The organism is Rhodococcus shunpengi (assembly GCF_048381395.1).
Taxonomy (GTDB): Bacteria; Actinomycetota; Actinomycetes; order Mycobacteriales; family Mycobacteriaceae; genus Rhodococcus.
The window spans coordinates 14,148-27,842 of record NZ_JBLWIU010000028.1 but is presented as its reverse complement, the minus strand read 5'-3'; the positions used below and the strand labels follow the sequence as shown (position 1 = coordinate 27,842).

The 13,695-nt window shown below is 68.3% G+C and carries 14 protein-coding genes; 13 read left to right on the top strand and 1 reads right to left on the bottom strand.

The window, feature by feature from the left end; translation table 11 throughout:
• The first annotated feature begins 1 nt into the window (after position 1).
• Positions 2 to 670, top strand: a complete 669-nt coding sequence (locus tag ACNJ7K_RS16065) for a methionine ABC transporter permease (protein WP_016696053.1) — start codon at positions 2 to 4, stop codon at positions 668 to 670.
• A 36-nt stretch (positions 671 to 706) separates the two neighbouring features.
• On the opposite strand, the gene ACNJ7K_RS16060 is transcribed toward ACNJ7K_RS16065, so the two are convergent.
• Positions 707 to 1,738: an iron-siderophore ABC transporter substrate-binding protein gene (locus tag ACNJ7K_RS16060; protein ID WP_487041918.1), complete on the bottom strand. Its 1,032-nt coding sequence runs from the start codon at positions 1,736 to 1,738 to the stop codon at positions 707 to 709.
• 302 nt (positions 1,739 to 2,040) lie between these two features.
• On the opposite strand from ACNJ7K_RS16060, the gene ACNJ7K_RS16055 reads away from it, so the two are divergent.
• The 12 genes from ACNJ7K_RS16055 to nuoK all read left to right on the top strand — a co-directional run bounded on the left by ACNJ7K_RS16055 (position 2,041) and on the right by nuoK (position 13,673).
• On the top strand, positions 2,041 to 2,322 hold the full coding sequence (locus tag ACNJ7K_RS16055) for a hypothetical protein (RefSeq protein WP_455408932.1): 282 nt from the start codon (positions 2,041 to 2,043) through the stop codon (positions 2,320 to 2,322).
• Positions 2,323 to 2,402: 80 nt separating this feature from the next.
• Positions 2,403 to 2,807, top strand: coding sequence for a response regulator (locus tag ACNJ7K_RS16050; RefSeq protein WP_080678464.1), 405 nt, complete (start codon positions 2,403 to 2,405; stop codon positions 2,805 to 2,807).
• A gap of 259 nt (positions 2,808 to 3,066) precedes the next feature.
• Positions 3,067 to 3,426, top strand: coding sequence for an NADH-quinone oxidoreductase subunit A (locus ACNJ7K_RS16045; protein ID WP_016935086.1), 360 nt, complete (start codon positions 3,067 to 3,069; stop codon positions 3,424 to 3,426).
• Positions 3,427 to 3,526: 100 nt separating this feature from the next.
• Positions 3,527 to 4,081, top strand: a complete 555-nt coding sequence (locus ACNJ7K_RS16040) for a NuoB/complex I 20 kDa subunit family protein (RefSeq protein WP_487041917.1) — start codon at positions 3,527 to 3,529, stop codon at positions 4,079 to 4,081.
• Positions 4,078 to 4,794, top strand: a complete 717-nt coding sequence (locus ACNJ7K_RS16035; protein ID WP_487041916.1) for an NADH-quinone oxidoreductase subunit C — start codon at positions 4,078 to 4,080, stop codon at positions 4,792 to 4,794. The genes ACNJ7K_RS16040 and ACNJ7K_RS16035 overlap by 4 nt, the downstream gene beginning before the upstream one ends.
• Positions 4,791 to 6,095 carry an NADH-quinone oxidoreductase subunit D gene (locus ACNJ7K_RS16030; protein WP_088898406.1) on the top strand — a complete coding sequence of 435 codons (1,305 nt, stop codon included), beginning with the start codon at positions 4,791 to 4,793 and terminating at the stop codon, positions 6,093 to 6,095. Before ACNJ7K_RS16035 ends, ACNJ7K_RS16030 begins: the two co-directional genes overlap by 4 nt.
• Positions 6,092 to 8,278 carry an NADH-quinone oxidoreductase subunit NuoF gene (nuoF, locus tag ACNJ7K_RS16025; protein ID WP_487041915.1) on the top strand — a complete coding sequence of 729 codons (2,187 nt, stop codon included), beginning with the start codon at positions 6,092 to 6,094 and terminating at the stop codon, positions 8,276 to 8,278. Before ACNJ7K_RS16030 ends, nuoF begins: the two co-directional genes overlap by 4 nt.
• Positions 8,275 to 10,746 (top strand): NADH-quinone oxidoreductase subunit G, encoded by a 2,472-nt coding sequence (locus tag ACNJ7K_RS16020; RefSeq protein WP_487041914.1) that lies wholly within the window; start codon positions 8,275 to 8,277, stop codon positions 10,744 to 10,746. The genes nuoF and ACNJ7K_RS16020 overlap by 4 nt, the downstream gene beginning before the upstream one ends.
• A complete protein-coding gene (gene nuoH, locus ACNJ7K_RS16015) occupies positions 10,743 to 12,044 on the top strand; it encodes an NADH-quinone oxidoreductase subunit NuoH (protein ID WP_088898403.1) in 1,302 nt (433 codons plus the stop codon). Before ACNJ7K_RS16020 ends, nuoH begins: the two co-directional genes overlap by 4 nt.
• On the top strand, positions 12,044 to 12,589 hold the full coding sequence (gene nuoI, locus ACNJ7K_RS16010; RefSeq protein ID WP_006554037.1) for an NADH-quinone oxidoreductase subunit NuoI: 546 nt from the start codon (positions 12,044 to 12,046) through the stop codon (positions 12,587 to 12,589). The genes nuoH and nuoI overlap by 1 nt, the downstream gene beginning before the upstream one ends.
• Entirely contained in the window at positions 12,586 to 13,377 is a 792-nt protein-coding gene (locus tag ACNJ7K_RS16005; protein ID WP_088898401.1) for an NADH-quinone oxidoreductase subunit J, read from the top strand. The genes nuoI and ACNJ7K_RS16005 overlap by 4 nt, the downstream gene beginning before the upstream one ends.
• Positions 13,374 to 13,673, top strand: coding sequence for an NADH-quinone oxidoreductase subunit NuoK (gene nuoK / locus ACNJ7K_RS16000; protein ID WP_006554035.1), 300 nt, complete (start codon positions 13,374 to 13,376; stop codon positions 13,671 to 13,673). The genes ACNJ7K_RS16005 and nuoK overlap by 4 nt, the downstream gene beginning before the upstream one ends.
• The last annotated feature ends 22 nt before the right edge of the window (positions 13,674 to 13,695 follow it).

Here is a 13,695-nt window from a genome sequence, read left to right as displayed (position 1 = left end):
GATGAACAAACTGCAGTGGTACGACGCCTTCCCGGAGGTGTGGGAAGCCACCCTCGAGACGCTCTACATGGTTGCGGTGTCCTTCGTGCTCACCGTCGTCGGTGGTGTGCTGGTCGGGATCGTGTTGCAGTTGACGTCACCGTCCGGGCTGTGGCCCCGCAGGACGCTCAACACCGTCCTCGGCGTGATTGTCAACCTGTTCCGGTCGCTTCCCTTCCTCATCCTGCTGATCGCGCTGATCGGGTTCACCCGCTTCATCGTGGGTACCGCGATCGGGCCGACCGCGGCGATCGTGCCGTTGACCATCGGTGCCATCCCGTTCTTCGGCCGGATCGTCGAATCCGCTCTGCGGGAGGTGCCGCGGGGCCGGGTCGAGGCGGCCCAAGCGATGGGAGCCACCAACGCGCAGATCGTGCGCAAGGTGCTGTTGCCCGAAGCGCTGTCCCCGCTGATCGCCGGTGCCACCCTCACCCTCGTGCTGCTGGTGGGCTATTCGGCCATGGCCGGTGTCATCGGTGGTGGCGGTCTCGGCGACTTCGCGATCGTCTACGGCTACCAGCGGTTCAACACGCCGGTGCTGTTGCTCGCGGTGGTCGTCCTCATCGTGATGGTGCAGATCATGCAGTCGATCGGTGATCTGATGGTCCGCAGGCTCGCGCACCGGCGGTGACGCCCGAGAGCCGGGCGCACCACCGGTGCGTCCGGCTCAGCGGTCGAGCTTCGCGATCGCCTCGTCGACGAGCGGGACGTAGCGGTCGATCGACCACGGCACGGTGAGCGGATTGATCATCGACGATCCCGTGACGAACGGCTGTTCCTCCGGCGCGACGAGCGACCCGCGCGCAATCGCCGGAATCTGCTGGTAGACGGGCTGCGATTCGATCTCCGCGCGGTTCGCCGGGTCGGAATAGAACGTGAAGATCAGATCCGAGTCCTTCAGCAGTCCGGCGTTCTCGAGCCCGATGACCGCCGAGTCGGTGCCCTCGGTCTCCTCGAGAGTGTTCGCGACCGGGTCGACCGTCAGCCCGAGTCCGCGAACCATCGCCACGCGCTGCTCGTCGGGCATGAACACGCCCAGCGTGCCGGGGCCGGTGTTGTAGATATAGGAGAACGTCACGCCGGCGTATTCGGGGTGCGCGGCCGCGGTGCGTTCGAAGGTGTCCTCGATCCCGGTGATCAGATCCAGTGATTCGTCGTGCTTGCCGAGCGCGGTGCCGATGGTCTCGATCTGGTCCTGCCAGGTGATCGTCCACGGCAGTTCGGGATAGGCGACGGTCGGAGCGATCGCCGACAGCAGGTCGTACTGCTCCTGCGTGATCCCGGACCACGGCGCGAGGATGACATCCGGAGCGAGTCGGGCGATCGCCTCGACGTCCACCTCGGTGCCGCCGGTGAACTGCTCGGGCAGCGGCTCGCCGCGTTCGGTCAGTTCCTCGTGGATCCAGGGCAGGTATCCCGTTTCGTCGCTGCCCCAGGGATATTCCTCCATCCCCACCGGGGTGACGCCGAGGGCGATCGCCGTCTCGGCCGAGCCCATCCCGAGCGTCACGACCCTCTGGGGCTGCGCGTCGATCTCGGCGGTGCCCAGTGCGTGCTCGATCGCGACGGGTTCGAAGTCGCCTGTCGGAGAGCCGTTCGAGTCGTCGCCACTGCCGGCCGAGCACGCGGTGAGCGCGACGGCGGCGGCGACGAGTACGACTACCGCGCGCGGCCCGCGGCGCTGGGATCGGAATTTCATGAGTACCTCTCAGTGATGGGGGCCATGTCGAGAGGTGAGCCTAACCTTCCGGCCGGGCGGCGGGTTACCGACAGATTTCGGGGCGGTCCCCAACTTCGTGATGTCCCACAAACAGATCACGAGACGGATGTCACATTTGATAGTATTCTGTTATCGAAACCGCTCACGGCCCGAGCGGGAGAGGGGACGGCCGCACTCGGCCACCGCGGGGGTTCGCTCATCACCGACGATTCGTCGACCGGGAACGATGAGTGGATGCGGGGGTACGGGATGCGTCGTTCCGGGGAGGAACGGAGATGCTCATGGTTGCATCCACGGACAAGAGGTCCGATTCGGTGCCACGCTCGAATCGGCGGATTCTCGCGATCATCGCGCTCACGGGAATGCTCACGATCGGATTCCTGGCTGCGGTGTTCACCGGGTCGTATCTGATCGGTGCCGCATTCGCCATGCTCACCGGCGCATGCATCGTACTGGCGCACCTGATGATCGCGCCCGCCTCGATCATCCACGACGACGAGGCGGAGGCGGCCATCCGTCCCGAGATCCGCGAGCGGTGGCATCCGCTCGGTAGCGGATCCTGAGCTCGTCCCGGCCCGCCGATGTCGCGGCGCCACCGCGACACGCGGGTTCCCCGGACGGGCGGGTGTGCTCGGTTAGCATCTTGCCCGTGACCGACTCGCTGCGCATCCTCGTCTACAGCGACGATGCGACCGTGCGGCAACAGGTTCGTGATGCCCTCGGTACCCGCCTGCACCCGGATCTGCCTCCCCTCGACTACGTCGAGGTCGCGACACCGCCGGTCGTCGTCGAACGCATGCACGCCGGCGACATCGCACTCGCCGTGCTCGACGGTGAGGCCGCCCCCGCCGGCGGCATGGGTCTCGCGAAGCAACTCGAGGACGAACTCGACTCGTGCCCACCGATCATCGTGTTGATCGCCCGGGCCGACGACGAATGGCTGGCCCGCTGGTCGGGCGCCGAGGTGGCGCTGCGTCATCCCGTCGACCCGATCCGGCTCGGCCGCCAGGTCCTCGCTCTGCTCACCCCTCGCTCCCGCCCCTCCTGACCCTTCCGGCGCGCGACCGCCCGGCCGCGAACTCGTATGCGGGGCCGGAGAATCTACTCTCCTTCCGGTTGTGGAGCAGCCCGACACGCCGCCCCGAATCGAGGGCGTGAAATCGCGACAAGTCCGACGCGAACAGCACTAGTGTGTGCCGTAACTCACAACCCGGAGCCGGGGTGGAACCGCCCGGTGCACGGCGGGGGTGGGTTCGCGGGCGACGAGCAGACCCGCGGCCGGATTCGCGCGAGCAACCGGAGGTCGCATGAACGCTTACGTACCGATCCTGGTACTCGGTGGCATCGCGCTTGCCTTCGCCGTCTTCTCCGTCGCGGTGGCGAGCCTCGCGGGCCCGAGCCGGTACAACCGCGCCAAGCTCGATGCGTACGAGTGCGGTATCGACCCCACACCCCAGCCGGTGGGAGGTGGCCGCTTCCCGGTGAAGTACTACCTCACCGCGATGCTGTTCATCATCTTCGACATCGAGATCGTCTTCCTGTACCCGTGGGCGGTCCATTTCGACGCACTCGGCGTCTTCGGTCTGGCAGCGATGGCGCTGTTCATGTTCAACGTCTTCGTCGCCTACGCCTACGAGTGGAAACGAGGAGGCCTGACATGGGACTGACGACCCGCATGCACAGCGGGATGTCCTGCATACGAACGGGTTCCGCGAGCGGACGGCCGGGCATCGGGTACCCGGTCCGATTCCGGGGGAGGTGAGGGCGATGGGCATCGAGGAGAAGGTCCCCACCGGTTTCCTGCTCAGTACCGTCGAGACCCTCGCCGGTTTCGCACGGAAGGGCTCGTTGTGGCCGGCGTCCTTCGGGCTCGCGTGCTGCGCCATCGAGATGATGGCAACCGCCGGCGGCCGCTACGACATCGCTCGCTTCGGCATGGAGGCCTTCCGGGCCTCGCCGCGACAGGCCGACGTGATGATCGTCGCCGGCCGCGTAAGCCAGAAGATGGCCCCCGCACTGCGCCGCGTCTACGACCAGATGGTCGAACCGAAGTGGGTGCTCGCGATGGGCGTGTGCGCCTCGTCCGGGGGAATGTTCAACAACTATGCGATCGTCCAGGGAGTCGACCACGTCGTCCCTGTCGACATCTATCTCCCCGGATGCCCACCCCGGCCCGAGATGCTCCTCCACGCCATCCTGATGCTGCACGAGAAGATCGCGCAGATGCCCCTGGGCGTGAACCGGGAGGAAGCGATCCGCGCCGCGGAGGAAGCCGCCCTGACCCAGCGCCCACTCATCGAACTGACGGTGCCGCCGCGATGACCGATCTCGAACGGACAGGATCCGGCCACGACGACCGCGCCGACGAGCTGATCGCGGTCCGCCGCGGCATGTTCGGGGTGCGCGGATCCGGCGACACCAGCGGCTACGGACGACTCGTGCGCCGGGTGACGCTGCCCGGCAGCACCGAACGTCCCTACGGCGGTTATCTCGACGACCTCGTCGACACGTTCGCGAACGCACTCGACGAACACTCCGGCGGGACCGACATCGGATACGCCGACGCGGTGGAGAAGATCGTCGTGGACCGCCACCAGCTGACCGCCTTCGTCCGCCGCGAACACCTGGCTCTGGTGGCCCGCACCCTGCGCGACCATGCGGACCTCCGATTCGAGCTGTGCCTCGGGGTCAGCGGGGTGCACTATCCGCAGGAGACGGGCCGCGAACTGCACGCGGTGTATCCGCTCGTCTCGATCACCCACAACCGCCGGATGCGGCTCGAGGTGGCGATCCCCGACAGCGACCCGCACGTCCCGTCGCTCTACCGCATCTACCCGACGAACGACTGGCACGAGCGCGAGACCTACGACTTCTTCGGGATCGTCTTCGACGGGCACCCCGCGCTCACCCGCATCGAGATGCCCGACGACTGGCGCGGACATCCCCAACGCAAGGACTACCCTCTCGGCGGAATCCCGGTGGAGTACAAGGGCGCCCGGATCCCACCACCCGACGAACGGAGGGCGTACACGTGACGAGCGAACCCGCGACCGAGACCGTCTTCGACGCCGTCGGACGCGACTGGGACGACATCACCGCTGCCGTACGCGACAGCGGTGAGGACCACATCGTCGTCAACATGGGACCCCAGCACCCGTCCACCCACGGAGTACTGCGCCTGATCCTCGAGATCGACGGCGAGACCGTCACCGAGGCCCGCTGCGGAATCGGCTATCTCCACACCGGAATCGAGAAGAACCTCGAATTCCGCAACTGGACCCAGGGCGTCACCTTCGTCACCCGCATGGACTACCTCGCCCCGTTCCACAACGAGACGGCCTACTGCCTCGGCGTCGAGAAACTGCTCGGCATCGAGGATCTCGTCCCCGACCGCGCGCAGGTCGTGCGGGTGATGCTCATGGAACTCAACCGCATCTCCTCACACCTGGTGGCGCTGGCCACCGGCGGCATGGAACTCGGTGCGACCACGCCCATGCTGTTCGGCTTCCGCGAACGCGAACTGATCCTCGACGTCTTCGAGACGATCACCGGACTGCGGATGAACCACTCCTACATCCGGCCCGGCGGACTGTCCCAGGACCTGCCCGACGAGGCCGTGCCGATGATCCGCGACCTGCTCGCCCTGCTGCCCGGACGCCTCGCCGACCTCGAAGCCCTGTTCACCGACAACCCCATCTTCATCTCGCGTACCCGCGACATCGGCTGCCTCGATCTCACCGGTTGCATGGCTCTGGGCGTCACCGGACCGATCCTGCGATCCACCGGCCTGCCCTACGACCTGCGTCGCGCCGAACCCTACTGTGGCTACGAGACCTACGAGTTCGACGTCGTCACCGCCGAGGGATCCGACTGCTACGCCCGCTATCTCGTCCGGATCGGGGAAATGCGCGAATCGTTGAAGATCGTCGAACAGTGCCTCGACCGGCTCCGTCCCGGACCGGTGATGGTGCAGGACGGCAAGATCGCCTGGCCGTCGAAACTGCAGCTCGGACCGGACGGACTCGGCAACTCGCCCGACCACATCCGTCACATCATGGGCGAGTCGATGGAGGGCCTGATCCACCACTTCAAGCTCGTCACCGAGGGCATCCGCGTCCCGGCGGGACAGGTCTACATCGGCGTCGAATCGCCACGCGGCGAACTCGGCGTCCACATGGTCAGCGACGGCGGCACACGCCCCTACCGCGTGCACTACCGCGACCCGTCGTTCACGAATCTGCAGGCCGTCGCGGCGATGTGCGAAGGCGGCATGGTCTCCGACGTGATCGCCGCCGTCGCCAGCATCGACCCGGTGATGGGGGGAGTGGACCGATGAGCACCGAATTCGTGCGCGCCGCGGGTGCGGAGACCACCGGCACCGCGGCCACGAGCGAGACCACCGCCGCCGTGCCGATGACCGAACCGGCCGGACGCGAACCCGTCCTCGTCCCGCTCGGGCCGCGACCCGACGAGGACACCTATCTCACCCCACCCGACGCACCGCGCCGCTATCCCCACGACGTGCGTGCCCGCCTCGACGCCGACGCCGACCGGATCGTCGCGCGCTACCCGCAGCCCCGATCGGCGCTGCTGCCGCTGCTGCACCTCGTGCAGGCGGAGGACGGGTACATCACGCCGGCCGGCATCGAGTTCTGCGCCCGGCGGCTCGGACTCACCGGCGCCGAGGTCGCCGCCGTCTCGACCTTCTACACCATGTACCGCCGCTCGCCGACCGGCCGCCACCACGTCGGGGTGTGCACGAACGCGCTGTGCGCGACGATGGGCGGCGACGAGATCTTCTCCGCCCTGTGCACCCGGCTCGGCATCGGACACGACGAAACCACCGCCGACGGCGCGATCACCCTCGAACACATCGAATGCAACGCGGCGTGCGACTACGCCCCGGTGATGACCGTCGACTGGGAACTGTTCGACAACCGCACCGTCGACTCCGCGATCGAACTCGTCGACGACCTGCTCGCCGGCGGCACACCCACACCGACGCGCGGCGCCCCGCTGCGTAACTTCCGCGACACCGCGCGCCTGCTCGCGGGGATCCCCGACGACCGGCCCGGTGCGCTCGAGGCCGCCGGTACCGCCGGACCGGCCTCCCGCGCCGGGCTCGAGGTCGCCCGCAAGCACGACATGCGGGCACCGGAACCACCGGAGAAGGACGAGGTCGTCGTCGCCGTCGGGAAACCACCGACGGGTCTGACCCCCGTACTCACCCGCTACTGGGACGAGGACCAGGCGTGGACCCTCGACGCCTACCGGCGGCACGGCGGATACGAAGCCCTGCCCATCGCCCTCGGGATGGACCCGGATACGGTCATCGCCGCGGTGAAGGACTCCGGGATCCGCGGTCGCGGCGGCGCCGGATTCTCCACCGGCACCAAGTGGTCGTTCATCCCCCAGGGCGACGACAAGCCGCACTATCTCGTCGTCAACGCCGACGAATCCGAACCGGGCACCTGCAAGGACATCCCGTTCATGCTGGCCACCCCGCACGCCCTCGTCGAAGGCGTGATCATCGCCGCCTACGCGATCCGCGCCCGGCACGCGTTCATCTACTTGCGGGGGGAGGCCGTCCCGGTGCTGCGGCGCCTGCACGCCGCGGTCGCGGAGGCCTACGAGGCCGGCTATCTCGGACGCGACATCCTCGGCTCCGGATACGACCTCGAACTCGTCGTCCACGCCGGTGCGGGCGCGTACATCTGCGGTGAGGAGACGGCGCTGCTCGACTCCCTCGAGGGACGCCGCGGCCAACCACGCCTACGTCCACCCTTTCCCGCCGTCGCCGGCCTGTACGCGTGCCCGACCGTCGTCAACAACGTCGAGTCCATCGCGAACGTCCCGCTCGTCATCCGCAACGGTGTGGACTGGTACCGCTCGATGGGCACCGAGAAATCACCGGGATTCGCGATGTTCTCGCTCTCCGGGCACGTCACCACCCCCGGCCAGTACGAGGCCCCGCTCGGCATCACGCTGCGGGAGTTGCTCGGCTACGCCGGAGGTGTGCGCGCCGGCCACCGGCTCAAGTTCTGGACACCCGGTGGCTCGTCGACCCCGATCTTCACCGACGAACACCTCGACGTCCCCCTGGACTACGAGAACGTCGCCGCCGCCGGGTCGATGCTCGGGACCCGGGCCCTGCAGATCTTCGACGAGACCACCTGCGTCGTCCGCACGGTGCTGCGCTGGACCGAGTTCTACGCCCACGAATCGTGCGGCAAGTGCACCCCGTGTCGCGAGGGCACCTGGTGGCTCGTGCAGATCCTCGAGCGGCTCGAACACGGGCGGGGCACCGAAGCCGACCTGGAGAAGCTGCTCGACATCTCCGACAACATCCTCGGCCGGGCATTCTGCGCCCTCGGGGACGGCGCCACCAGCCCGATCACGTCGTCGCTGAAGTACTTCCGCGACGAATACGTCGCCCACTTCGAGCACGGCGGCTGCCCGTTCGACCCGCACCTGTCGACGCTCGCCGCCGACACCCCCGCGGAAGGAGGCGAGCGATGACCGCCGTGTCCGGTGCCGGAGCGGAGAAATCCGAGACCACCGACCTCGTGCACGTCACCATCGACGACACCGAGATCGCCGTGCCCAAGGGCACTCTCGTGATCCGCGCCGCCGAACTGATCGGGATCCAGATCCCGCGGTTCTGCGACCACCCGCTGCTCGAGCCGGTCGGCGCGTGCCGCCAATGCCTCGTCGAGGTCGAGGGGCAGCGCAAACCGCTCGCCTCGTGCACCTCGGTGGTCACCGACGGGATGGTCGTGCGCACCCAGTTCACCTCGCCGGTGGCCGACAAGGCCCAGCGCGGCGTGATGGAACTGCTGCTCATCAACCATCCGCTCGACTGCCCGGTGTGCGACAAGGGCGGAGAGTGCCCGTTGCAGAACCAGGCGATGTCCAACGGACGCGCAGAATCCCGTTTCGAGGACACCAAACGCACCTACCCGAAACCCATCGCGATCTCCTCGCAGGTGCTCCTCGACCGCGAACGCTGCGTGCTGTGCGCGCGCTGCACCCGCTTCGCCGACCAGGTCGCGGGCGACCGGTTCGTCGACATGCTCGACCGCGGGGCGCTGCAGCAGGTCGGCATCTACACCGAGGAACCGTTCGAGTCGTACTTCTCCGGCAACACCGTCCAGATCTGCCCGGTCGGTGCGCTCACCGGCGCCGCCTACCGGTTCCGCGCCCGCCCGTTCGATCTGGTCTCCACACCGAGTGTGTGCGAACACTGCGCGAGCGGCTGCGCCCAACGCACCGACCACCGTCGCGGAGTCGTGCTGCGCCGCCTCGCCGGGGACGACCCCGAGGTCAACGAGGAATGGAACTGCGACAAGGGGCGGTGGGCGTTCACCTATGCCACCGCCGACGACCGCCTCACGACGCCGCTCGTCCGCGACGACACCGGAGCGCTCGTTCCCGCATCGTGGATCGAGGCGCTCGGCGTCGCCGCCCGCGGCTTGGCTGCGGCGCGCGGTAAGGCCGGGGTCCTCACCGGTGGCCGGCTCACCGTCGAGGACGCCTACGCGTACGCGAAGTTTGCGCGAACGACGCTCGGCACCAACGACATCGACTTCCGCAGTCGAGCCCTGTCGGGGGAGGAGACGGACTTCCTCGCCTCGCGGGTCGCCGGGCGGCGCCTCGACGTCACCTACCGCGACCTCGACCGCGCGCCGGCGGTGCTCCTCGTCGGATTCGAGCCGGAGGAGGAGTCGCCGATCGTCTTCCTGCGGCTGCGCAAGGCGGTCCGGCGGAACAGGCTGCAGGTCTTCACGATCGCACCGTTCGCCTCGCGCGGTGTCCACAAGCTGTCGGGCCGGGTCGAGCATTGCGTCCCGGGCGACGAGGCACGCGCGCTCGACGCGATCCGCACCGGCGCATCCGCCGATGCCGCGGCGGCGCTCGGGACTCCCGGTGCGATCGTGCTGGTGGGGGAGCGGGCCGCAGCATCGCCCGGCACGCTGTCCGCCGCTGCGGCCCTCGCCGACGAGACCGGAGCCCGCCTCGCGTGGATCCCGCGCCGCGCCGGTGATCGCGGAGCACTCGAAGCCGGCGCCTTCCCGACCCTGCTGCCCGGTGGTCGCCCGATCGGCGACCCGCAGGCCCGGCGCGACATCGAGTCGGCGTGGGGTCTACCGGCCGACACCCTGCCGTCGGAGGCGGGCCGCGACACCGACGCCATCCTCTCCGCGGCCGCCGAAGGTGATGTGGCTGCGCTCGTGGTCGCCGGCGTCGACCCCGCCGACCTGCCCGACCCCGATGCCGCACTCGCGGGTCTCGACGGTGCCGGCTTCGTCGTGAGTCTGGAAGTGCGACGCAGCGCGGTGACCGACCGCGCCGACGTCGTCTTCCCCGTCGCGCCGGTGGTCGAGAAGGCCGGGAGCTTCCTCGACTGGGAGGGACGCGAACGTGCCTTCCCGATCGCCCTCCGCGACACCGGAGCACTGCCCGACCACCGGGTGCTCGCGGCGATCACCGACGCGATGGACCTCGACGGAGGCCTCGACGATCCCGGCCCCCACGACGTCGAGACCCTGCGTCACGAACTCGCGGAACTCGGACGATGGATGGGCACCGTTCCCGAATCGCCGGGAGTGTCCCCGCGACCCCCACGACGTCCCGTTCTCGGGGAAGCGGTCCTCGCCACCTGGCGGATGCTCCTCGACGCGGGCCGGTTGCAGGACGACGAACCGCACCTCGCCGGAACCGCGCACGAACCCGTCGCCCGTCTGTCGGCCGCAACTGCTGCGGAGATCGGCGCCGCCGACCATCATTCGCTCACCGTCTCCACCGAGCGCGGCTCGATCACGCTGCCGCTGGTGGTCGACGACCTGCCCGACCGTGTCGTCTGGCTGCCCACCGCCTCGCCGGGATCGATGGTGCACGTCGATCTCGGTGTCACCGCCGGTGACGTGGTGCGGATCCGGGCCACCGCCACGACGGGCTCCGGATCGGCCGAGGAGGATCCGCGATGAGCGTCACCGCCCAACCCGTGGACCTGTCGATGTTCGGCATCGACCCCTGGTGGCTCGTCGTCGTCAAGGCCGTGGCGATCTTCGCGTTCCTCGTCCTGACGACCCTCGTGATGATCCTCGCCGAACGCAAGATCATGGCCTGGATGCAGATGCGGGTCGGACCCGACCGGGTGGGACCGAAGGGACTGTTCCAGACCGTCGCCGACGGTCTGAAACTCGCGCTCAAGGAAGGCATCATCCCGACCGGGGTCGACAAGCCGATCTACATGCTCGCCCCGATCATCGCGACGGCCCCGGCGTTCATGGCGTTCGCGGTCATTCCCTTCGGGCCGGAGGTGTCGATCCTCGGGAACCGGACGCCGTTGCAGCTGACCGATCTTCCCGTCGCGGTGCTCTACGTCCTGGCGATCACCTCCGTCGGCGTCTACGGGATCGTGCTCGCCGGCTGGGCCTCGGGTTCGACCTATCCGCTGCTCGGTGGTCTCCGCTCGACCGCGCAGGTCATCTCCTACGAGATCGCGATGGGACTCGCGTTCGCCGCGGTCTTCCTGCAGGCGGGCACGATGTCGACCTCGGGCATCGTCGCCGCGCAGAACGACCTGTGGTTCGTCGTGCTGCTGCTGCCGTCCTTCCTGGTGTACTCGGTGTCGATGGTGGGGGAGACCAACCGCGCTCCCTTCGACCTGCCCGAGGCCGAGGGCGAACTCGTGGGCGGTTTCCACACGGAGTACTCGTCGCTGCGGTTCGCGATGTTCATGCTCGCGGAGTACGTCAACATGGTCACTGTCTCCGCGCTCGCGACCACCCTGTTCCTCGGTGGCTGGCACGCGCCGTGGCCGCTGACGCTGTGGAGCGGCGCGAACTCGGGCTGGTGGCCGCTGCTGTGGTTCGTGATCAAGGTGTGGGTCGTGCTGTTCGTCTTCGTGTGGCTGCGCAGCACCCTGCCGCGACTGCGCTACGACCAGTTCATGGCCCTGGGCTGGAAACTGCTCATCCCCGTTTCGGTGGTGTGGGTGATGATCGTGGCCGCGCTGCGCATCCTCGACACCGACGACGTCCTGCCCGGCACCGCGAGCCTCATCGTCGCCGGGGTGCTGTCCACCGCTCTGCTGTTCGCCTACCTCACCCTGCAGGGGCGGCGGACCCGGCGCATCGCACAGGCGACGGAACCACCCGCCGGCGTCGACGAGGAGTTCGACGCCATGGCCGGGGGCTTCCCCGTGCCGCCACTACCTGCTCGGTCGAGCACCCGATCGAGTCCGCCCGCCCCGGCGGGTCGTCTCCCAGGAGGATCGTGATGGTCGAATTCCGCGGCCCGCTCGCCGGTTTCGGTGTGACGCTCACGACGATGTTCAAGAAGCCCAACACCGAGCAGTATCCGGAGCAGAAGAGACCCACCGCCCCCCGCTATCACGGACGCCACCAGCTCAACCGGTATCCGGACGGACTCGAGAAGTGCATCGGCTGCGAACTGTGCGCGTGGGCCTGCCCCGCCGACGCCATCCACGTCGAGGGCGCCGACAACACCGACGAGGAGCGGTACTCACCCGGCGAACGGTACGGGCGCGTCTACCAGATCAACTACCTGCGGTGCATCGGCTGCGGATTGTGCATCGAGGCGTGCCCGACCCGCGCGCTGACGATGACGAACGAGTACGAGATGGCCGCCGACAACCGCACCGACATGATCTACGAGAAGGACCGCCTGCTCGCGCCGCTCGAGCCTGGGATGCAACCACCCCCGCATCCCATGGCACCCGGCGCCACCGACGAGGACTACTACCGGGGCACGATCCCCGTCCCGGAACACGCGTCCGCCGCCGACGGGGAGGAACACCGGTGACCACCGCGCTGCTCGCCGCCGAACTCACCACGACCTCCACCGGGGAGGCCGTGCAGTTCTGGATCCTCGGTGCCGTCGCGGTACTCGGGGCGCTCGGTGTCGTCGTCGCCCCGAAGGCCGTGTACTCGGCGCTGTTCCTCGCGATGACGATGATCGTGCTCGCCGTCTTCTACATCGCGCAGGACGCATTGTTCCTCGGTGTGGTGCAGGTCGTCGTCTACACCGGCGCCGTGATGATGCTGTTCCTGTTCGTGCTCATGCTCGTCGGTATCGATTCCGCCGACTCCCTCGTCGAAACCATCAAGGGACAGCGCGTTCTCGCGATCGTCGTGGCGATCGGCTTCGCGGTGATGCTCATCGGTGGCATCGGGAACACCGCGGTCTCCGGCTTCGCGGGACTCGACGCCGCCAACGCCGGCGGCAACGTCGAGGGCCTGGCGGTGCTGCTGTTCATCGACTACGTCTGGGCGTTCGAACTCACCGGAGCGCTGCTCATCACCGCCACCGTCGGTGCGATGGTGCTCGCCCACCGGGAACGACTGCAGCCGAGGCAGACCCAACGCGAACTCGCCGCACGCAGATTCCGCGAAGGAGAGCGGGTCACACCGCTGCCGGCCGCGGGCGTCTATGCCCGCCACAACGCCGCCGACGTCCCGGCCCTGCTCCCGGACGGATCGTTCTCCGAACTGTCGGTCGGTGAGCTGCTCGGCCGCATCGGACGCGACTGGGACCACACCGAACTCGGCCTGCGCGAACCCGACGACGACGCGAGGAAGGATCGGCGATGAACCCCGAGAACTACCTCTACCTGTCGGCACTGCTGTTCACCATCGGCGCTGTGGGAGTTCTCCTGCGCCGCAACGCCATCGTCGTGTTCATGTGCGTCGAGTTGATGCTCAACGCCGCCAACCTGGCCTTCGTCACCTTCGCGCGGATGCACGGCAACCTCCACGGACAGGTCTTCGCCTTCTTCACGATGGTCGTCGCGGCCGCCGAGGTCGTCGTCGGCCTCGCGATCATCGTGACCATCTTCCGGACGAGGCGATCCGCCTCCGTCGACAACGCCGACCTGCTCAAGTACTGACGACCCCCACGAGGACGGTGAG